A 20,654-nucleotide genomic window follows, 5' to 3' on the forward strand; every position below is an offset into this window, starting at 1 on the left:
TCGGTGCCCTGTGCGAAGCTTCGGCACGTGGTGGGAGAGCGAGGACGGAGGCTGCTGGACCGGGTCACGGCAGGGATCCCGGCGCACGAGAATCCGGTGACGCACGTGTCCCGGCTGCCGGAACGCGCGGCCCGGCACGAGCCGTGGCCGGAGTGGGCGGAGCCGTCGGCGGTGGCCGCGTTCCGCGCGGCCGGAGTCGAAAAACCGTGGCGGCACCAGGTCGAGGCCGCTTCGCTGGCGCATGCGGGCACGCACGTCGTGGTGTCCACTGGAACCGCGTCGGGGAAGTCGCTGGCGTATCAGCTGCCGGTGCTGAGCGCATTGGCGACGGACGCGCGGGCGACGGCGCTGTATCTGTCGCCGACGAAGGCGCTCGGTGCTGATCAGCTGCGCGCGGTGTCCTCTTTGGACGTCGCGGGCGTACGCGCGGCGGCGTTCGACGGGGACACCCCGATGACAGAGCGCGACTGGGTCCGCGCACACGCGAACTGGGTGTTCAGCAACCCCGACATGCTGCACCGCGGCATCCTTTCGGCGCACTCCCGATGGACGCAGTTCTTCCGCCGGTTGCGGTACGTCGTGGTCGACGAATGCCACAGTTATCGCGGCGTCTTCGGCTCGCACGTCGCGCTGTTGCTGCGTCGCCTGCGCCGGGTGGCGGAGCACTACGGCGCTTCCCCGGTGTTCGTGCTGGCTTCGGCGACCACTGCTTCGCCAGCCTCCTTCGCCACTCGGCTCACCGGCGTGGACTGCGCCGCGGTCACCGATGACGCGTCGCCGCGTGGTGCGCGGACGGTCGCGTTGTGGGAGCCGCCACTGCTCGACGAACTGACCGGAGAGAACGGCGCACCCGTCCGCCGTCCGGCTGGCGTCGAGACCGCGCGAATTCTCACCGAACTGGTCGTCGAAGGCGCTCGGTCGCTGGCGTTCGTCCGCTCCCGCCGCGGTGCTGAGCTGACCGCGCTGGGAGCACGCCGTCTTCTGTCCGAAGTGGACCCTCGGTTGGCGGATACCGTTGCCGCGTACCGATCCGGCTATCTTCCTGAAGAGCGGCGCGCCCTGGAGCAAGCCCTGCTTTCGGGTCGGCTGCTGGGTGTCGCGACCACGAACGCTTTGGAGCTGGGCGTCGACATCGCCGGCCTGGACGCTGTGGTTCTGGCTGGTTACCCCGGCACTCTCGCGTCGTTCTGGCAGCAATCCGGCCGCGCCGGACGTTCGGGCGACGAAGCGCTCGTGGTGTTCGTCGCCCGAGACGATCCGCTCGACACCTACCTGGTGCACCACCCGGCCGCGTTGCTGGAACGCCCGGTGGAAACCGCGGTACTGGACCCGACGAACCCTTACGTATTGGGCCCGCAACTCGCGTGCGCCGTCGCGGAGCTGCCGCTCACCGAACCGGAACTGGAAACCTTCGGCGGCGAGGCGGCCCGCGCGGTGCTGGCGGATCTGGCCGAGGAGAAACTGCTGCGCCGCCGTTCCAGCGGCTGGTACTGGACTTCCCGCGACCGCCCGCACGGAGAAGTCGGCATCCGCGGCTCAGGCGGCGATCAGATCGCAGTGGTGGAAGCGGACTCCGGCCGAATGCTGGGCACCGTCGATCCCGGGTCGGCTTGCTACTCCGTCCATCCCGGGGCGGTGTATCTGCATCAGGGATCGTCGTATGTCGTCGATGAGCTGGACCTGGAGACGGGCTTGGCGCTGGTGCACGCGGAGGACCCGGACTGGACGACTTCGCCGCGCGAGATCGTGGATATCTCGGTGCTGTCGACAGAAGAACAATGCCGCCACGGCGGAGTGACGGTGTGCCTGGGCGAGGTCGCGGTGACGTCGCAGGTGGTGGGGTATTTGCGGAGGCGGCCGTCGGGTGAGGTGCTGGACCACACGCCGCTCGACCTGCCGGAACAGAGCCTGCACACGAGAGCGGTTTGGTACACGGTTTCTGGTGAGCTGCTGGAGTCTCCGGGTGGCGGTGGTGGGGTAACGAGCCAGGGGGTTGGCGGACCGACTGGGGCCGAGGGCACGTCACCGACTGCCGGGAATTCCGGCGACACGGAAGCGGCGTCGACAGGAGAACCGGCGGGGAGCGGGATCGCATCGCCAGCCGACAGGGAATTCAGCGGGACGGCTGCGTCCAGTCATGCTGCCGGAGAACCGGTGGGGACCGAGAGCGTGCCGCCAACCGACGGAGCAATCGACGAAGCCGCTGCGGCGTCCGCGTCCAGTCATGACGGCGGGGAACCGGTGGGGACCGGGAATGCGTCGCCAGCCGCCGGGGGAATTGGCAGGGCCGCTGCGGGGGCAGCGGACCGTCGTGCGGCTGGAAAACCGGTGGGGACCGGGGGTGCCTCGTCGGTTGTCGGGGTAACCGGCGAAGTTTCGGGCGATCCGGCGGATGGGCGGGGGCCCGGTGCCGGGGTCGAGATCGGTGGTGCGGTGGGACCGGCGGGGACCGGGGGTGCTGGCAGAGCACCGGGGGGCGCCGGGTTGATTCCGGCGCGCGTCCCCGGTGCCCTGCATGCCGCCGAGCACGCGGCGATCGGCCTGCTACCGCTGTTCGCTACGTGCGACCGCTGGGACATCGGCGGGGTGTCTACCGCGTGGCACGAGGACACCGGGGAGGCGACGGTGTTCGTGCACGATGGGCATCCCGGGGGTGCGGGGTTTGCCGACCGCGGTTATGCCGCGATTGTCCCGTGGCTGGCCGCTACGCGGGAGGCGATCGTCTCCTGCGAGTGCCCGACGGGCTGCCCGTCCTGCGTCCAGTCGCCGAAGTGCGGGAACGGCAACGATCCGCTGGACAAGGCAGGGGCGGTGGCCGTACTGGGAGCCGTGCTCGGGGCGTTGCGTCAGCACGGGGAACAGTGCGGCCACGGTGGAGCGTGAAAACTTTCTTCGGTTGTCGCGTGCTGCCTGCCGGGGTGGAACCGGAAATCAGGCGGCGGTGCTCTCGACCAGCATCGAGGCGTGCTCGTCGGCGAGGGCGCGGACCAGCACGTCCTGCACCTCGGCGGCGGGCGGCAACTGCCAGCCGCACACCTCGGGCTTCACTCGCCAGTGCACGACGCCGTGCTGGAACGGCGACGGCGGCAGCGGGATGTAGCTGTCCTTGCCGTGCCACTGCACGGAAATCTGCTCGGCGATTTCGGCGGGCAGGTGCTCGGAGGGCTGGGTGAGGAACAGCCACCGGCCGTTCGGCATCGCGACGATCGGGGCCGGGTGCCCGATGGAACGCAGCAGCCGGGCGGCGCGCTTGCCCAGTTCCTGGTCCACCTCGACCGCGTCGAGCACGGTGCCGGTCGCCACGAGCAGGCTGTGCGTGCGGTCGCTGAACCAGCTGGCGACCTCGTGGGCGTGCGAACCGACCAGCTCACGCCAGTCGTCGCGCACCGGCACCGGCCGGCGCCAGGTCAGATCGTCCCCCTCCGCGGTGATCGGCTCCGGGGTCGCCCCCGGAAGCACCGGCCAGCCGCGCCAAGCGAGGCCGATCGCCTCCGCACGCAATTCGATGCGGAAGGCGTTCCGCCAGCTGTCCGGCCAATTCGCGTCCAACATTGCTTTCCTGCCTTCGAGGTCCGGTTTTCGCGCCGTCCGGGTCGGGGCCGTGGTGGCGCACGTCTCACTAAACGGCAAGTTGCACATTGCGGGGAAGACTCCGCGCGACAACCGGCCGTTACCGAGCGATGAACGCCCAGTAGCCCACTGTCCGGCCGATAACAAGGTGCCGATCACCGGCCGCTGACCCCGCCGTCCGGCCCGCGAGAACGGGCCCACCACGGGATTCGACACTTTCCCGCCTTTTCGCACGCGTACTGAGGCATACCCGCGGACCACCCGCTGACCTGCGGGTTTGACCGTTCGGCGTGCGCCAGCGACCGCTGCTCGTGTTCTTCGCCACTCGTCGCCGGTGCCGGAAAGGTCCGGACGAACCGGGGTTCCGGCGACTGGTCACCGGTCCGGCTCGTCGCCGACGAGTGGCTCCGGCGCGCCGCGGAGGACGGTGCGCGGTGACCGGGTTGGCGGGGTGAGCGGAGGCGGGTGGCAGGTTGCAACTCCCTTCGGTTGGGTCGGGCGAGGTCGGCCTCGGTGGCAAACCACGCGTTGGACTGCTGTGGGCGAACTGGGCCGGGGTGATCGCTGAGGCAGTCCTCGGCCCGAGCAATCGGGGACAGCGCGGGTGGTCGCGCAGCAGCTCCGGCGAGCGCGACCAGTCAGAGGCCCGTCGCGGAGCACGAACGCTGGACCGGGCCGCGCGTCGCTGCCTCCCAGCACCGCGACCGGGCCAGCACCGGTGGCGCGCAAGCGTCGCTGCCTGTCAGCTCCGCCACCGGGCCAGCACTGGCGCCGCGCAAGCAGCGGGCACGGTTACTCGACCAGCCCGCACGTGGCTCCCGCTGAACGCGGCTGCCGGGCCAGCGCCGGTGTCCGCACGCGTAGGGCCGTTGCGGAGCATGGCTGCCGACCGGGCCGGTGATCGCTGCCGACACGGCCGCCGGGCCAGCGCCGATGTTCACACGCGTAGGGCCGTTGCGGAGCATGGCTGCCGACCGGGCCGGAGATCGCTGCCGACGCGGCTGCCGGGGCCGGTGGGACCCCCGGTCAGGGAGGCAGGTCGACCGGACCGGCGCGGGATTTTGCGGTGGGGGGTGGTAGGCCGGGGATGGGGGTGGTCGTGGAGCGGACTTCGATGAAGGCGTCGCGGTTGTGCCAGCGGCAGCTGGTCAGTACTGCGCGTTCGTGGTCGGCTACCTCCTTGGCTCGGGCGCAGGCGAGGGTCGGTCCGGCGGCGGCGTGGGCTGCTGCGGCTAGTGCACCGAGGTCGGCGGCGGCTTCGGTGCGGTGGCGGGCGGTGATGGCTGCGGCTAGCCACCACACCAGGACTGTCACGGCGATCAGGGTGGCGGCGGCCAGGGCTGTCCAGATCGTGGCTACGCCTGCGTCCGCGGGTTGTTTTTGGGTCATGAGGCTGAGGTCGGCTCGACGATGGCGTAGGCGGTTGCGCTCAGGTGGAGAGCGGACAGGGCGTCGGTGGTTACTTCGGCGGTGAGGCCGTCGCCGGTGCGGTGGATGGTGAGGTGTGCGCCGTACGGGGCAATGGTTTGGACCACTGCGTCGGCGGCTCCTGGTTGTCCGGCCGCGGTCAGGCGGGCGGCTTCGCGGGCGGCGTCCAGGCATCGGAGGTGTCCGGCGATCGCGCTGGTGCCCGCTAGCAGGATCGCCAGCACGGCGGTCAGCGCGCCCAGGGACAGGGCGGCTTCTACCGTGACAAATCCGCCGTCCCGGCGACGGTTGGCCATCAGGTGGCCACCGTCAGGGCTTTGTGCACCAGGCCGGCCAACGTCGCGGAGACGGAGTCTCCGCTGAGCAGCACGTAGAGCGCCACGGCGAACGCTGCCGCGGCTACCGTGCCGATGGCGTATTCGGCGGTGGTGGTGCCCTCGTCTCCGGGCAAGAACCACATGGTCGGATTCCCTTTCTGTCGTGGACGGGTTCACAGCAGGCCGCCGATTCGCCCGGCAAGGCCGAGCACTACCGGCAGCACGCCGAGGGCGAAGAACGCGGGCAGGAAGCACAACCCGACCGGCAGGGCCAGGGCGACTCCGGCGCGTTCGGCGCGTTCTTCGGCCTCGACGCCCAGTCCGTCGCGGATGCGGCGGGCCAGGTCGTCCGCGGTCGAGGCGAGGGCTGCCCCGGACCGCGCGGTTCGGGTGGCCGCGACTGCCAGCTCGGCGAAGCCCGTTCGGGCTCGGAGCGGGGCCCAGGCTGGGGCCGGGTCCGCGCCTAGGGCCAGCAGGTTTGCTGTTGCGTGCAGGGCGGTTTCGGTGGCCGGTGGTGCGCCGGGTGCTACGGCTTCGAGGGCGGTCGGGACTGGCATTCCGGCGCGCAGGCAGGCGGCGAGCATGTCCAGAACTGACGCGGAACGGAGCCGTTCCGCGACGTCGTCTGGGTTCTTGGGGTGGCGGGATCGGCGCAGGAGCCACCATGAGCCTGCACCGGCGGCTAGTCCTACCGGGAATCCGGTGAGGACGGTGGCGGACACACCGCAGACGATTGCGGCGGCGGGGTGCCAGACTTCTGGTCGCGGGGTGCGGCGTGGACGGTTGGGCCGGGCTAGGTGTCGGGGCTGGGCGGTGGTTGGCCAGAGCAGCAGTGCGGTGGCGGCGAGGGCGAGGCTCAGGGCGGTCATGGCGCGGACCTGCGGTTGGTGAGGGCTCTGGACCAGGCGGTTCCTGCCCAGAGCAGGGCTGCGCCTGCGACCAGAAACGCTTGTCCGATAAGGGTTTCCGTGAGGACGGCGAGCGGATTGGCACCGATGAGCTGGCCCATTGCCAGGCAGCCGACGGGTAGCACGGTCAGGACTATCGCGCTCATGCGTGGGCCTGCCATCTTTGCGCGCAGACGGCGGACGAAGGCGACTTCGGCGTCGACGTCTCGACGGGCGGCGTCGAGGGCGTCGGCGATGGGCAGGCCGTGACGGCGGGCGAGGTTCCAGGATTGGGCGACGGCGGGGAGTGCGGGCGAATCCAAGGCTCCGTCTAGGCGGGCGGCGGTGGCGAGGTTGTGGAGTTCTCCGGCTAGTTCCGGGACTGCGTCCGCCGCTGCTTCGGCGGCCGTTACCGGGTGGGCGCCGGCGCGGAGTTCGGAGACCATCGTGCGGAGGACGGTCGCGGTGCGTTCGGCGCGGGTCAGGGTTTCGGTGGTTTCCCTTCTACTGTGCCATTCCTGGCGGACGGCGAGGGTGAGCAGGGCGATGGCTATCGCAGCGCCGATTCCGCCCAGCGGCAGGGCGACGGCGGCGGGGGCCAGCCAGAGTGCCTGCCGGGGCGGGACGGGAAAGCGGAGGTGGCGGCGGGGTGTCGGAAGAAGGCGGTTGGGGGTGGCTGGCCAGCACAGGATTCCGGTGCCTGCGCAGAGGAACGGCCATGCGGAGATCAACGGGGGTCACCTCGATGCTGGAGCGAATGAGCTAGTCGCGGGCGGATTCGGGAGTGGTCAGGGCGGTGAAGAGGGAGCGGCGGTTCGTCCAGTGGCCGTCGCGCCAGACGGGGTGGGTTTTTACTTCTCCGTGGTAGCGCTGGAGTACTGCGACTTCCGTCAGGCGGCGGCCGGTGGGTGTTCGGCGCATGTGGAGGATGACGCGGACGGCTGCGGCTAATTGGCTGTGCAGCGCGTCTCTCGGCAGACCGCCTAGGGCGGCCAGAGCCTCCAGGCGTGCCGGGGCTTCTGCGGGGGAGTTCGCGTGCAAGGTGCAGGCACCGCCGTCGTGGCCGGTGTTCATGGCGTTCAGCAGGGAGCACACTTCTGCACCGCGAACCTCGCCGACGATCAGGCGGTCTGGACGCATGCGCAGGGCTTGGCGGACCAGTTCTGGAAGTTCGACCGCGCCAGCACCTTCTACGTTCGCGGGTCTGGCGACGAGGCTTACGAACTGTGGGTGGGTCGGGCGTAGTTCGCCAGCGTCTTCTACGCAGACGATTCGTTCCGTGGGAGCTACCGCACTCAGCAAGGCGCTCAGGAGCGTCGTCTTTCCGGCACCGGTGCCGCCGGTGACGAGGAAGGCTAGGCGGTGGTTGAGGATTGCTGCGAGGATGTTCCGGGCGGTTGGGTCGATGGAGCCGTGCGCTTCGAGCGCGGCTAGGTCGTGGGTCACCGGGCGTAGGACGCGCAGGGACAGGCAGGTGCCGTTCGCCGCGATGGGCGGCAGGACGGCGTGGACGCGGATTCGGCCTTGGCGGGCGGGGAGCCAGCCGTCGACGTATGGCTGGGCGTCGTCCAGGCGGCGGCCTGCGGCTAGAGCCAGGCGTTGCGCTAGGCGGCGGACGGCGTCCTCGTTGGGGAAGCGGATGGTTGTGCGGGCGAGGCCTGCGGGACCGTCGGTCCAGACCTGGTCGGGGGCGGTGACCAGGACGTCGGTGACCGTGTCGTCCTCCAGCAACGAGGCTAGCGGGCCCGCGCCTACGAACTCGTCTCTGGCTTGGCGGACGGCAGCCAGCACTGCGTCGTGGCTCAGGGCGCCGCCGGCTTCGGCGCGGACGGCTTCGGCTAGGGCGATCGGGTCGGTGCCGCGGCTTTCGCCGGCCAGGCGGTGGCGGACTCGTTCTACTAGGTCGGTGGTCATTTACGCGGCCTGTGCGGTGGTGAGGGGACGCAGGTTCGCCAGCACGGCACGAGCCGCGGTGGCCAACGCGCCCTTCGGGGGCAGGTCGAACTCGCCGGATTCCAAGGTGGCGGCTACTCGACGTTCTGGAGCCACGTCAGCGATCAAAGGCGGGCCGAGCATTCCCGCGGTTTGCGAAGCCGGGACGCCGTCGATGCGATGTCCACTTGCGACGACTGCGAAACGCTCGGTGTGCGGACGGAGGCGGGTCAGAACTTGTTTCGCTGCCATACAGGCACGGAACTCGACGGGAACGACTAGCACGACCAGATCTGCGGCTGAGGCGACGGCGAGCGTGCCCTCGTCGAAATGGCGGGGTAAATCGCAGACGACGGTTCGGCCGGCGCGGCTACCCGCGGCGACTACCGCGGACAAAGCGCGAGGACTCGGACCCTCGCCGGAACGGCCGCAGGACAACACGGGGAGCTTGCCGCGGCTGGGCAGTGAGGCGATCAGGGACGGGACAGACACTCGGCCGGACAACCGAACTTCGGGCCAGCGCAGGCCTTTCGTGTGTTCCAGACCCAGCGGGAGATCCAATCCGCCGCCTAACGGATCGCAGTCGACCAAGAGCGCGGAGTCGGTACGGGCGCCTTCGACGGCGACCGCTGCGGCCAGCACTGAGGTGCCGGAACCGCCTCGGCCGCCGACGAAAGCGATTACTGGGCCTGGAGATTCGGCTGGTGCGTCGGTGACGTCGGCGAACGCACCGGTCAAGCCCGCTTCGTCGTCAGGCAGGCTGAAGACTCGGCGGGCGCCGAGAGCGGCCGCGCGTCGCCAGGTATCGAGACCGGGTGCGCCTTTGCAGACAAGCACGACGCTGTCGCGTGCTGGCATGGGCGGGCTGTCAACCGAAATGTCCTCGTCCAGCACCACGAGCGGAGCTCGCGTCCATCGTCCGCGTGCGGCGGCCAGATCTGGCGCGTGATCGAACTCGCAGCCGACTACCGCGGCGACGCGGCGGATCTCTTCGAACACGGTGCCTTCGCCGGAGACGACGAGCGGTTGTGCGGTGGCCATGTGCCCCTCCCCTGGGTTTCGCGGGCCGGACTTCCACCGTCGCTCCCCGCCCGCCGACACGGCAACGCCCGTTTTTCCGTCATGTGGATAACCCGGGGGTTGTGGACAACTCGGGGTGCGAAATCGATCCAGCACCGCGGAGTGTCCGCCCGCACCGGACAATGCACGGCTCCGCGCATTCGGCCGAGAAAACGATTGCCGCGGAGAACCTCCGGAAAATCGAGAGCAAAGAAGTAAATTTGCCGCACCGGCACGAGTAAGGAGCGCCGCGGCCGGAGAAAACACCGGAAAGGTAAGCACGCGGTTAATTGATCTTGCCCGTAAGGCGCGCGGTGAACGACCGAGACAGCCCAGGTCAGGGCCGCAAACATGGTCCAGACAACGGTATCGGGGCAGAAGTGAAAATTGTTCGCCGACGGGAAAACGGGGAAGAATAGAAGGCGGCCCTCGCCAGGGGGGAGGGACGAGGGCCGCCAGGGGGTTCAGCCCCGGGGGGTCGGACTGAACCAGCCCGGTTCAAGACCGGGTCCGTTCACTGTAACTCCGTTAGCTATGAGTTGGCTGTGTGAGTGACACATACGATTCGATAACGGCACCCGAGGCCGTAAGCGAGCCGATGTCATCGATTTTCCGGCCGTCGCCACGACCGGTGTGCTGCCAACAACACGGCGCGGTACGCCTATCCTGATCACGTGGCCGAACCCCGCAGCGAAGAAGCACCCCGGCGCGTAGCCGCCTTCTTCGACCTCGACAAGACGATCATCGCGTCGTCCAGCGCGCTCGCGTTCAGCAAGCCGTTGCTCCGCGAAGGACTGATCAACCGCCGTGCGGCGCTGCGAAGTGCTTACGCGCAACTGGTTTTCTCGCTCGCCGGTGCGGACGCGGACAAGACCGAGCGGATGCGCGCCGAGGTTTCCGCGTTGTGCGCGGGCTGGGATGTCGCGCAGGTTTCCGCGATCGTGCGCGAAACCTTGCACGACGTAGTCGATCCGCTCGTTTACGTGGAGGCGACCGACCTCATCGCACAGCACCTCGACGACGGGCACGACGTGATCGTGCTGTCCGCGACCGGCGAGGAGGTCGCCGCCCCGGTCGCGGAGATGCTCGGCGCGACCCGCTGCGTCGCCACTCGCATGGAGATCGTCGACGGCCGCTACTCCGGCGAGGTCGATTTCTATTGCTACGGCGAGAACAAAGCCGTCGCCGCGAAGCAGCAGGCCGCGACGCACGGCTACGACCTCGCTGACTGCTTCGCCTACACCGACTCCAGCACCGACATCCCCCTGCTGGAGGTGGTGGGTCACCCGCACGCGGTGAACCCCGACAAGCTCCTGCGCCGGACCGCGGACGAGCACGGCTGGCCGATCCTCGCGTTCGAGCGGCCGATGTCGCTGCGGACGCGGATCCCGGCGAAGTCCGCGGGCATGGTGGCGCTCGGCGTGGGGGCCGTGGCGGCGGGCGCGACCTGGTACAGCCTGAGCCGGCGCCGCCGGTCTCGGGGCGCCGACAACTGAGCACCCGCGTGGCGGTACCAAAACGCCGGTTTCCGCAGCTAGGTCCGTTGCTGTGGGTGGTGTTGTCACCGGATCGAGCCTCTGTACCGGTGCACCCGTACGCGCACTTGAAGTGACCGCGCTCACGGCGTAGAAAGTAGGTGCGGACGTTGATTCGGCCAGGACAGAGGTAGAAGAGAAGCCTCTGTCACCCCGGGCAACCTCCGTGCGCGGACTCCGGGTACCCACGCGCAGCACGCCGCGGGAGGCTCGTCGTCTAGGGACTGCGTACCGGGACGCCGGACGCCGAGTCCATGAAGGTACGACCAGAGTTGCACGCTTGGTCGCCCGAGATGTTCGCGCTGACTGGCGGCGCCCGTTGGCCTCGGCTGACGGGCGCCGCCAGTGTTATGTCGGCGGCCCTTGCGCAGCGGACCGAGCCCGGCTCGAAGAAATCCGCGCGCGGCCTGACGTCCTCCCAGGTGAACCCTCTCGTTCCTGCGCTCGGCCGATGGACAACCCCGTATCGCGGTGAGTAGCTTCCCGATACCGGTGCTGCCCGGTGGACGCTTCACGACTCGCGTCCGCACCCGCGGCGGCACGCGACACTGGGAGGCAATTCGTGACGAACCGACTCGCGCGCACGCGGAGGATGCAGGTGTTCGCCGTTCCCCTTGCGGGGGTGCTCGCCGTCGGGGGGTTGAGTTCCTCGGCGTTCGCGGCGCCGAAACAGCCGCAGCAGACACCCCAGCAGGCGGCCGCCCAGCTCGACGCCGCGGCCGCACGGGCGCTGCGCGGCATGAGCCTGGAAGAAAAAGTGGGGCAGCTGTTCGTCACGTGGGTGAACGGCAAGTCCGCGGACGAGGTCAACCCGAAGAACCAGACCGACTTCGGCGTCGACACCGCCGCCCAAGCCGTGCAGAAGTACCACCTCGGCGGCGTCATCTACTTCAACAACTCCAGCCGCGACAACTTCGACGACCCGACGCAGGTCGCGAAGCTGTCCAACGGCCTACAGCGCGCGGCGATCTCCAGCGGCGCGCACATCCCGCTGCAGATCGGCACCGACCAGGAGGGCGGCACGGTCACGCGGATGGGCGCGCCGGCCACCGAGTTCCCCAACTCGATGGCCATCGCCGCCGGCCGGGACACCGGCAGCGCGACCAAGGCCGCCACGATCCTCGGCCACGAGCTGCGCGCGGTCGGCATCAACCAGGACTACGCGCCGGACGCGGACGTCAACTCCAACCCGGCCAACCCGGTCATCGGCGTCCGGTCGTTCTCCGGACGACCCGACCTGGCCAGCAGTTTCGTGACCGCGGAGGTCAAGGGCTACCAGGACTCCGGGCCGGCGAGCCAGACCGTCTCGTCCACCGCGAAGCACTTCCCCGGCCACGGCGACGCGGCCACCGACAGTCACACCGGGCTGCCGAAGATCGACCGCTCCGAGGCGGACTGGCGCAAGATCGACGTGCCGCCGTTCAAGGCCGCGATCGCCGCCGGCATCGACTCGATCATGAGCGCGCACATCCAGTTCCCGAGCCTCGACCCGTCCGGTGAGCCCGCGACGCTGTCGAAGCCGATCATCACCGGCAAGCTGCGCGGCGAACTCGGCTACAACGGCGTCGTGATCACCGACTCGCTCGAGATGCAGGGCGTGCGGGAGTTGCACAGCGACGCCGAAATCCCGGTTCTCGCCTTGAAAGCTGGCGTGGACCAGCTGCTCATGCCGGTGCACCTGGACGTCGCGATCAACGCGGTGATCGCCGCAGTGAAGTCCGGCGACCTGCCGATGCAGCGGATCGACCAGAGCGTGCTGCGGGTGCTGAAGCTCAAGCTGAAGCGCGGAATCCTGTACTCGCCGTTCGATAACCCGTCGCAGGTCATGAAGAAGGTCGGCACGCCGGACCACCTGGCTACCGCGCAGGGCATCGCCGACCGGTCGATCACCGCGATCGCCAATGACGCCGGGGTGCTGCCGCTCAAGCAGAAGCCGTCGAGCGTGCTGGTCACCGGCTGGGGCGCGACCACGACGCAAACGCTTGCCGACCGCTTCACCGCACACGGCACCAAGGCGACCGCGCTCGCCACCGGGCAAACCCCGACCGACGCGCAGATCGCCGAAGCCGCGGCGGCCGCGAAGCAGAATGACGTCGTCGTGGTGCTCACCAACAACCTCGGCGGTTTCCCCTTACAGGGCAAGCTTCTTCAAGCACTCATGGACACTGGCAAGCCGGTGGTCGCGGTCGCCGCGCAGATTCCGTACGACGCCGGCTACGCGAACCCGGTGCCGACCTGGCTCGCCACCTACGGGTACATCACGCCGTCGCTCGAAGCGCTGGCGAAGGTCGTGCTCGGCGAGACGAAGCCCAGCGGGAAGCTGCCGGTCGACGTCCCGGCCGGGGCGGACGTGCACACCGTCAAATACCCCTTCGGACACGGGCTGACCTGGTGACTCTCAACCGCAGGAATTTCCTGGCCGTTCCGGCGCTCGCCGTGCCAGTGCTGGCGAGCAGTTCGACAGCGGCACAGGCAGCCCAAGCGACACCCGAAGCACCGCAAGCCGAGTTGGCACGCCGGGTGCTCACCGGTGCCGAACAGCTCGCCGCGCAGGGCTGGCGTCCGCTCGCCGGACGCAAGCTCGGCGTGCTGTCCAACCCGACAGGCGTGCTCGCCAACGGTGACCACATCGTCGACTCGATGGTCGCGGCGGGCGTACGTCCCGTCGCGGCCTTCGGGCCGGAGCACGGCTTTCGCGGCAGCGCGCAAGCCGGTGGCTCCGAAGGCGATTACACGGACCCGCGCACCGGCATCCCCGTGTACGACGCGTACGGCGCGAACGCGACGAAGCTCGCTTCGCTGTTTCAGAAGGCCGGACTGGACACTGTCGTCTTCGACATCGCTGACGTCGGCGCGCGCTTCTACACGTACATCTGGTCGCTGTACACGGCGATGGTCGCCGCAGCGAAGGTCGACGCGGCCTTCGTCGTCCTAGACCGGCCGAACCCCATCGGCGGACGACTGTCCGGCCCAGTGCTCGACCCGAAGTTCTCGTCCGGCGTCGGGCTGAAGCCGATCGCGCAGCAGCACGGGATGACGGTCGGCGAACTCGCGCGGTTCTTCGCCGCCGAGTTCCTGCCCGGCGAAGGCGTGAAGCTGGCGAAGCTCGAAGTCGTCCAGGTACGCGGCTGGCGACGCGACAGCTTCTTCGCCGACACCGGTCTCCGTTGGGTCCTGCCAAGCCCGAACATGCCGACGCCGGACACAGCGCTCGTTTACCCGGGCACAGGCATGTTCGAGGGCACCGTGTTCTCCGAAGGACGCGGCACCACAAGGCCGTTCGAGATCATCGGCGCGCCGGGCCTCGACTGGCGTTGGCGCGAAGAGCTCGAGAAGCTCCACCTGCCGGGCGCGGCGTTCCGCGAGATCTACTTCGTGCCTACCTTCGGCAAATTCGTGAACGAGCCCTGCGGCGGCGTACAGGTCACCGTCACCGACCCGCGCGCCTTCGACGCCATCAGCACCACCGTCTCGATGTTCGTGACGGCCAAGCGCGTCGCGCCCGACAAATTCGGCTGGCGGCCGGACCACATGATCGACAAGCTGTCCGGATCCGCGCGGCTGCGCACCATGGTCGACGCCGGCGCCGGGGTAGACGAGATCACCGGCGCGTGGCGCGCCGAACTCGCCGACTTCGCCCGCAGACGCCGCCCCCACCTGATCTATCGCTGAGGAGAGCGGTCATGCGTGCTAGGAAAGTGCTCGTCGCGACGTTGGCCGTACTGGTCGCGGCCACGACGACCGCGGGAGCAGCCACGATCGACAACCGACACGGCGGCTTCGCCGGGCGTTTCGACCGTCCGCAGCACGGGTTCGCCCCGGCGAGCACGACGCTGCGCGACGGCAGCCCGGGCGAGGTCAACCTCGATCCGCAGCCGATCCGCGACGCCGAACAGTTCCTGAAGAGCTGGACGCAGCCGGACGCCAGCGGGCATCCGCACTTCTCCGGCGCGGTCGGCCTGCTCGCGCACGACGGCGTGGTCGTGGACCGTTACGCCGTCGGCGGCGCGCTCCGGTACGCCGACGCCAAGGGCACCGAACTGCCGCCGGACCAGCAGGTCCCGATGCGCAACGACACCATTTTCGACATGGCGTCGATCTCGAAGCTCTTCACCTCGATCGCCGCGCTGCAGCTGACCGAGCAGGGCAAGCTGGACGTCAACGCGCCGGTCGTGCGCTATCTGCCGGAGTTCGGCGTCAACGGCAAGCAGGACGTCACCGTGCTGCAGCTGCTCACCCACACCTCGGGCTTCGACGCCGACCCGTCACCGTCGCTCTGGGCTGGCTATCCCGACATCCCATCGCGGCGCAAGGCCATCCTCGACAGCCCGCTCAAGAACGCGCCGGGCAGCACGTACCTGTACTCCGACCTCAACATGCTCACCCTGGGCCTGCTGATCGAGAAGCTGTCCGGCAAGCCGCTGGACCAGGTGGTGCACGACCGCATCACCGCGCCGCTCGGCATGGTCGACACCGGCTACAACCCGCCCGCGTCGAAGCTCGACCGCATCGCCGCGACCGAGTACGAGACGACGCCGCCGCGCGGGCTCGTGCGCGGACAGGTGCACGACGAGAACGCCTGGTCGCTCGGCGGCGTCGCCGGGCACGCCGGCGTCTTCTCCACGGCGAACGACATGGCCGTGCTCTCCCAAGCCATCCTCAACGGCGGCAGCTACCGTGGGCACCGGATCCTGCGGCCGGACACCGTCACCAAGATGCTGACGAACTACAACCAGCGCTTCCCCGGCGACGAGCACGGGCTCGGCTTCGAACTGGACCAGCCCTGGTACATGGGCGCGCTGGCGTCGCCGATCAGCGCGGGCCACACCGGTTTCACCGGCACCACGCTGGTCATCGACCCCGAGTCGCGGTCGTTCGCGTTGCTGCTCACCAACCGCGTGCACCCCACGCGCACCTGGGGTTCCATCAACACCGCCCGCCAGGTCTGGGCGACCTCGCTCGCGAAGGCGATGGCCGTGCGGCCGGTCCAGGGTCCCGATGCCTGGTACGCGAGCCTGGGAAACAACGGCGTCGCTACGCTCAGTACCCAACCGCTTCCAGCAGGTGCACCACTGCGCGTCTCCTTCGCCGCTTTCGTCGACACAGAGGGCCCGAGCGACCCGCTGCAGCTCGAATCGAGCACCGACGGGGTTAATTGGCAACCTGTTCCGCTCCAGGCCCGTGGCCCGGGCGCACCCGGCGACGAGACGTCCGCGCTCGGCGGACACGGGCACCGCTCCTGGTGGCGGGTGTCCGCGGAGGTGCCCGCCGCCGCGGCTACCTCGCTCCGGTGGCGTTACAGCACCGATCCGAATTACACGGGACGGGGAGTTTCCCTCGATAGTGTGAAAGTCACCCAACGCGGCCACGTCGTTCTCGATGGTGAGCGAAACCCCTCGGAGCTGGCCTCTTCGGGCTGGAATTTGAGCGCTCGGTAGGCACCCCGCCGCGCATTGCCACCTTCGTGTCCCCACTCAGTGGAACAAGACTCCTTCGCTAGACACACTTAGTTGCCAAGTCGTTAGCTTGAGGTCGTTAACACCGTGGACTCGGTTGGCGACTTTCTTGACAACGATTAATCGCAAACCGAAGTCCGCAGACACGGACGGGTTGTGGTTCTGCCGAAGGATGTGGGTAGCCTTGTCGCAAATGCCAACGGTTAGTAACTTTCCGACGGCGGATGATGCGGGATCCGTAATCAGCAGCGCACCCTCCGAGCACCTCGCAGGTCAGGCGACGGCGCGCGACGCGGATGCGAGCCCCCTGGTCCGCATTCGCTCGCTGCTGCCCGGACTCGCCCGGGCCGAGCAGCGGGTCGCGAAGGTTGTCCTGGAAGACCCGGCCGCCGTCGCGCGCCGCAGCATCACCGAGGTCGCGCTCGCCGCGAACACCTCCGAGACCACCGTGACGCGCTTCTGCAAGGCCGTCGGCGTCGGCGGCTACCCGCAGCTGCGCATCGCGCTCGCCGCGGACACCGCCCGCACCGAGGCGCGCACCTCGCGCAACCTCGGCGGCGAGATCGGCCCCGGCGACGACCTGGCGTCCGTCATCGGCAAGGTCAGCTTCGCCGACGCGCGCGCCGTCGAAGAGACCGCCGACCAGCTCGACGTCGCCGCGCTGCAGAGCGTGATCGACCTCGTCGCGGAAGCCGGCCGGGTCGACGTGTACGGCGTGGGCGCAAGCGCTTTCGTCGCCGCTGACCTGCAGCAGAAGCTGCACCGGATCGGCCGCGTCAGCTTCTCCTGGTCGGACACGCACATCATGCTGACCTCGGCCGCCGTGCTGAAGCCGGGCGACGTCGCGGTCGGCATCTCGCACACCGGCGCGACCACGGACACCGTCGAGGCGCTGCGGGTCGCGCGCGAGCACGGCGCGGTGACCGTCGCGGTCACGAACTTCCCGCGCTCGCCGATCACCGAGGTCGCCGACCACGTGCTCACCACGGCGGCCCGCGAAACCACCTTCCGGTCCGGGGCCACCGCCAGCCGGATCGCCCAGCTGACCGTCATCGACTGCCTCTTCATCGGCGTCGCGCAGCGGCACATGGAGGCGTCGGTCAGCGCCTTGGACGCCACGAGGGACGCGGTCGGCTCGCACCGGCTCGGGGTCAGACCCGACGGTCGTCGTCGTCCGCGGGAAACCGGCAAATGAACCAAGAAGCGAGGATCTGATGTCCGTCCCTTGCCAGACGGTGCACGTCGATTCGCCCACCGAACAACGAAACCCGCGCACGGTGGACATCGATCTGATGTCCACCATGGGGATCCTCGGCGCGATCAACGCCGAGGACCGCCGGGTGCCGGACGCGGTGGCCGCGGTGCTGCCGCAGCTGGCCCGCGCGGTCGACTACGCCGTCGAGGCGCTGCGCGGCGGGGGGCGCGTGCATTACGTCGGCGCGGGCACCTCGGGCCGCCTCGCGACGCTGGACGCGGCTGAGCTCGTGCCGACGTTCAACGTGCCCGGCGACTGGTTCATCGCCCACCACGCGGGCGGTGAGAAGGCGCTGCGGCAGGCCGTCGAGAACGCCGAGGACGACGCGGACGCCGGCGCGGCGGAAATCGCCGGGTCGGTGCGGCCGGGCGATTTCGTGCTCGGTCTCGCGGCCTCCGGGCGCACTCCGTACGTGCTCGGCGCGCTCGCCGAAGCCAGCCGGATCGGCGCGCACACCGGGCTCGTCTCGGCGAACCCGCGCGCCGCGCAACCGGCTGGCGTGGACGTCCTGATCGCCGTCGCCACCGGTCCCGAGGCCATCGCGGGCTCGACCCGGATGAAGGCGGGCACGGCGCAGAAGCTGATCCTCACCGCGTTCTCCAGCGCGACGATGATCAAGCTGGGCAAGACGTACTCGAACCTGATGGTGAGCATGCGCGCGACGAACGCGAAGCTGCGCGGCCGCACCATCCGGATCCTGCAGGAAGCCACCGGCATGACGATGGCCGACTGCTCGGACGCGCTCACCGAAGCGGGCGGCGACCTCAAGGTCGCGCTCGTGCACCTGCTGTCCGGCTGCGACGTCACGCGTTCCGCCGAGGCGCTGTCCGCGGCGGGCGGGCACGTCCGCAAGGCGCTCGACTCGCTGCACCTGCGCGCCGGCTGAGCTTTACCCGATTGTCCGTGAAGGGCCCCTTGCGAGAATCTGATTCCCGCAAGGGGCTCTTCACGGCTTTCCGGCGAGCGAGAGGACGGCGATGACGCAGCGGCTCACTCGCGGCGACCGGTGGTCGATCGGCGGCATGGCGGCCGTGATCCTGCTGCTCAACCTCGTCGGCTGGGGGTTGCTCGTGCTGGTGGTCGCGCCTGAGCATTACGCGCTCGGTGCGGGCGGCACCTTCGGCATCGGCCTCGGGGTCACCGCGTTCACGCTCGGCATGCGGCACGCCTTCGACGCCGACCACATCGCCGCCATCGACAACACCACGCGCAAGCTGATGGCCGACGGGCAGCGTCCGCTGTCTGTCGGGTTCTGGTTCTCCCTCGGGCATTCGACGATCGTCTTCGCGCTGTGCCTGCTGCTGTCGACGGGCGTCCGCGCGATCGCCGGGCAACTGGAGGACGACGGTTCCGCGCTGCACGAGACGACCGGCCTGATCGGCACGTCGGTGTCCGGGGTTTTCCTGTACCTGATCGCGATCATGAACCTGGTCGTGCTCGTCGGGATCGCGCGCGTGTTCGCCCGGATGCGCCGCGGCGAACTGGACGAGGCGGAACTGGAACGTCATCTCGACAACCGCGGCCTGATGAACCGGCTGTTGCGCGGAGCCACCAAGGCGGTGCGGAAGCCGTGGCACATCTATCCGGTGGGAGTCCTTTTCGGACTCGGTTTCGACACCGCGACGGAAATCGGATTGCTCGTGCTCGCCGCGGGTGCGGCCGCGTTCTCCTTGCCCTGGTACGCGATTCTCGTGCTGCCGATCTTGTTCGCCGCCGGAATGAGCTTGTTCGACGCCGCCGACGGCGTGCTGATGAACTACGCATACGGCTGGGCGTTTTCCCGGCCGATCCGGAAGATTTATTACAACCTCACGGTCACCGCGCTTTCCGTGGCGGTCGCGCTCGGCATCGGGACCATCGAACTGGTGACGCTGCTCGCCGAGAAGCTCGACATCACGTCCGGCCCGCTCGCCGCGATCGCCTCGGTGGACCTCGACTACGTGGGCTTCGCGATCGTCGGGCTGTTCGTGATCACCTGGTCGGCCGCGTTCGCGATCTGGAAATTCGGGAGAATAGAGGAGAAGTGGGCCGCGCGGCTGGGTGCCGCCGACTGACACCGCAGGGGGCATCGTGAAGGGACAACTGCCGATACTGGCCAGAGCGCTGGCGCTCGTGTTCCGCCGCCAGACCGACGTGCCGCCGGACGGCGTCGCGATCCACTACAGCCGCGGCATCCGTCCGCTGTTCTGGGTGATGCTGGCGGTCAACCCGGTCGACATCGTGCTGGTCGAGGTCGTGGTGAAGTCGGTTCCGGTGCGGATCGTGTTGCTGGTGCTGGAAATCCTGGGCGCGCTCGCGTTCTTGGCACTCGTCGCGACGCTCTACAAGTACCCGCACGCAGTCAGCGGCGACGGGCTCCGCGTGCGGTACCTGTCCTTCTTCGACCATCGGATCCCGTTGGCCAGCATCGATTCGGTCCGGCAGGCGAGCCGGTCGCTCAAGGAACGCGGCGGGGTCAGCGTGCCCGAAGACGGCGTGCTGGCCGTGGGAATCAGCCAGGCGACCAACATCTCGGTCACCCTGTGCGCACCGCGGCTGATCGACCTCGGCCGCAAGGGCACCGTCGAGATCACTCGGCTCGACCTCTGGGCCGACGATCCGCGAGCCGCCGTCGCGGCGATCCGGGACCAGTTGCCCGCGAGCGTGTGAAGCTGCCGGGAGCGGCGGCGGATCCCCCTGCCGCCGCCCCGGCACCACCCCCAGTACCCCCAGCGCGTCTCAGAACGAGCCGACCGGCTGGCGGATCGCGGCGTTGAGCCGGTTCCACACGTTGATGCCGGCGATGGACAGCAGCAGCGACGAGAGCTCCTTCTCGTCGTAGATGTCCGCGGCGGCGTCCCAGACCTCGTCCGGCACCGGGTCCGACCGGTCGGCGAGCCGGGTCACGTGCTCGGCCAGGTCCAGCGCGGCGCGCTCGGCGTCGGTGAAGTACGGCGATTCGCGCCACGCGCCGACGCCCCAGATCCGCTCGTCCTTCTCGCCCGCTTCCTTCATCTCCCGCGAGTGCATGTCGACGCACATGCTGCAGCCGTTGATCTGGCTCACCCGCAGGTGGATCAGGTGGTGCGTCGTCGCGGGCACGGTGCTGTCGTTCGTGGCCTTGCTCAGCGCCATCAGCGCCTTCATGGCGTCCGGCTGAACCTGGATCGGGTGGGTCATCCGAGCCTGCATGGTGATCTCCTCCTGTCACGCCCGCCTCGTTCGGCGGGTCTTGC

The 20,654-nt window shown here is 69.2% G+C and carries 18 protein-coding genes; 9 read left to right on the forward strand and 9 right to left on the reverse strand.

Features of this window, described 5'->3' with window-relative positions:
• Positions 1–27 precede the first annotated feature (27 nt).
• A complete protein-coding gene (locus tag WA670_RS01310) occupies positions 28–2,883 on the forward strand; it encodes a DEAD/DEAH box helicase (protein ID WP_336156718.1) in 2,856 nt (951 codons plus the stop codon).
• A gap of 48 nt (positions 2,884–2,931) precedes the next feature.
• Here the strand turns inward: WA670_RS01310 and WA670_RS01315 are convergent, their stop codons facing one another.
• From WA670_RS01315 to ssd, 8 genes are all read right to left on the reverse strand, one after another.
• The gene (locus WA670_RS01315; protein WP_037808345.1) at positions 2,932–3,552 is read right to left on the reverse strand and encodes a bifunctional DNA primase/polymerase; all 621 of its coding nucleotides are present in this window, start codon (positions 3,550–3,552) and stop codon (positions 2,932–2,934) included.
• 1,044 nt (positions 3,553–4,596) lie between these two features.
• Positions 4,597–4,959: an Rv3654c family TadE-like protein gene (locus WA670_RS01320; RefSeq protein WP_037808347.1), complete on the reverse strand. Its 363-nt coding sequence runs from the start codon at positions 4,957–4,959 to the stop codon at positions 4,597–4,599.
• Entirely contained in the window at positions 4,956–5,294 is a 339-nt protein-coding gene (locus WA670_RS01325; RefSeq protein WP_336156720.1) for a TadE family type IV pilus minor pilin, read from the reverse strand. Before WA670_RS01325 ends, WA670_RS01320 begins: the two co-directional genes overlap by 4 nt.
• Positions 5,294–5,458: a DUF4244 domain-containing protein gene (locus tag WA670_RS01330; protein ID WP_078561018.1), complete on the reverse strand. Its 165-nt coding sequence runs from the start codon at positions 5,456–5,458 to the stop codon at positions 5,294–5,296. Before WA670_RS01330 ends, WA670_RS01325 begins: the two co-directional genes overlap by 1 nt.
• Positions 5,459–5,488: 30 nt before the next feature.
• Entirely contained in the window at positions 5,489–6,037 is a 549-nt protein-coding gene (locus WA670_RS01335) for a type II secretion system F family protein (protein ID WP_442893057.1), read from the reverse strand.
• A 143-nt stretch (positions 6,038–6,180) separates the two neighbouring features.
• On the reverse strand, positions 6,181–6,933 hold the full coding sequence (locus tag WA670_RS01340) for a type II secretion system F family protein (protein WP_336156722.1): 753 nt from the start codon (positions 6,931–6,933) through the stop codon (positions 6,181–6,183).
• 31 nt (positions 6,934–6,964) lie between these two features.
• A complete protein-coding gene (locus WA670_RS01345) occupies positions 6,965–8,116 on the reverse strand; it encodes a TadA family conjugal transfer-associated ATPase (RefSeq protein ID WP_336156723.1) in 1,152 nt (383 codons plus the stop codon).
• Positions 8,117–9,175: a septum site-determining protein Ssd gene (gene ssd / locus WA670_RS01350; RefSeq protein ID WP_336156724.1), complete on the reverse strand. Its 1,059-nt coding sequence runs from the start codon at positions 9,173–9,175 to the stop codon at positions 8,117–8,119.
• A gap of 692 nt (positions 9,176–9,867) precedes the next feature.
• On the opposite strand from ssd, the gene WA670_RS01355 reads away from it, so the two are divergent.
• The 8 genes from WA670_RS01355 (at position 9,868) to WA670_RS01390 (ending at position 20,088) form a co-directional block, all read left to right on the forward strand.
• A complete protein-coding gene (locus WA670_RS01355; protein ID WP_238603939.1) occupies positions 9,868–10,689 on the forward strand; it encodes an HAD family hydrolase in 822 nt (273 codons plus the stop codon).
• 631 nt (positions 10,690–11,320) lie between these two features.
• Positions 11,321–13,123, forward strand: a complete 1,803-nt coding sequence (locus tag WA670_RS01360) for a glycoside hydrolase family 3 N-terminal domain-containing protein (RefSeq protein ID WP_037808355.1) — start codon at positions 11,321–11,323, stop codon at positions 13,121–13,123.
• Entirely contained in the window at positions 13,120–14,400 is a 1,281-nt protein-coding gene (locus WA670_RS01365) for an exo-beta-N-acetylmuramidase NamZ family protein (protein WP_336156725.1), read from the forward strand. Before WA670_RS01360 ends, WA670_RS01365 begins: the two co-directional genes overlap by 4 nt.
• A gap of 11 nt (positions 14,401–14,411) precedes the next feature.
• Positions 14,412–16,166 carry a serine hydrolase gene (locus WA670_RS01370; protein ID WP_336156726.1) on the forward strand — a complete coding sequence of 585 codons (1,755 nt, stop codon included), beginning with the start codon at positions 14,412–14,414 and terminating at the stop codon, positions 16,164–16,166.
• Between the two features lie 211 nt (positions 16,167–16,377).
• Positions 16,378–17,379, forward strand: a complete 1,002-nt coding sequence (locus WA670_RS01375; protein ID WP_037808359.1) for a MurR/RpiR family transcriptional regulator — start codon at positions 16,378–16,380, stop codon at positions 17,377–17,379.
• Positions 17,380–17,395: 16 nt separating this feature from the next.
• Entirely contained in the window at positions 17,396–18,325 is a 930-nt protein-coding gene (locus tag WA670_RS01380) for an N-acetylmuramic acid 6-phosphate etherase (protein ID WP_106961109.1), read from the forward strand.
• A gap of 91 nt (positions 18,326–18,416) precedes the next feature.
• Positions 18,417–19,493 carry a HoxN/HupN/NixA family nickel/cobalt transporter gene (locus WA670_RS01385; protein WP_336156727.1) on the forward strand — a complete coding sequence of 359 codons (1,077 nt, stop codon included), beginning with the start codon at positions 18,417–18,419 and terminating at the stop codon, positions 19,491–19,493.
• A gap of 16 nt (positions 19,494–19,509) precedes the next feature.
• Positions 19,510–20,088: a hypothetical protein gene (locus WA670_RS01390; RefSeq protein WP_336156728.1), complete on the forward strand. Its 579-nt coding sequence runs from the start codon at positions 19,510–19,512 to the stop codon at positions 20,086–20,088.
• A 69-nt stretch (positions 20,089–20,157) separates the two neighbouring features.
• Here the strand turns inward: WA670_RS01390 and WA670_RS01395 are convergent, their stop codons facing one another.
• Positions 20,158–20,610: a carboxymuconolactone decarboxylase family protein gene (locus tag WA670_RS01395; RefSeq protein ID WP_037808365.1), complete on the reverse strand. Its 453-nt coding sequence runs from the start codon at positions 20,608–20,610 to the stop codon at positions 20,158–20,160.
• Positions 20,611–20,654 lie beyond the last annotated feature (44 nt).

Source organism: Amycolatopsis sp. VC5-11 (genome assembly GCF_037034185.1).
Taxonomy (GTDB): domain Bacteria; phylum Actinomycetota; class Actinomycetes; order Mycobacteriales; family Pseudonocardiaceae; genus Amycolatopsis; species Amycolatopsis nivea.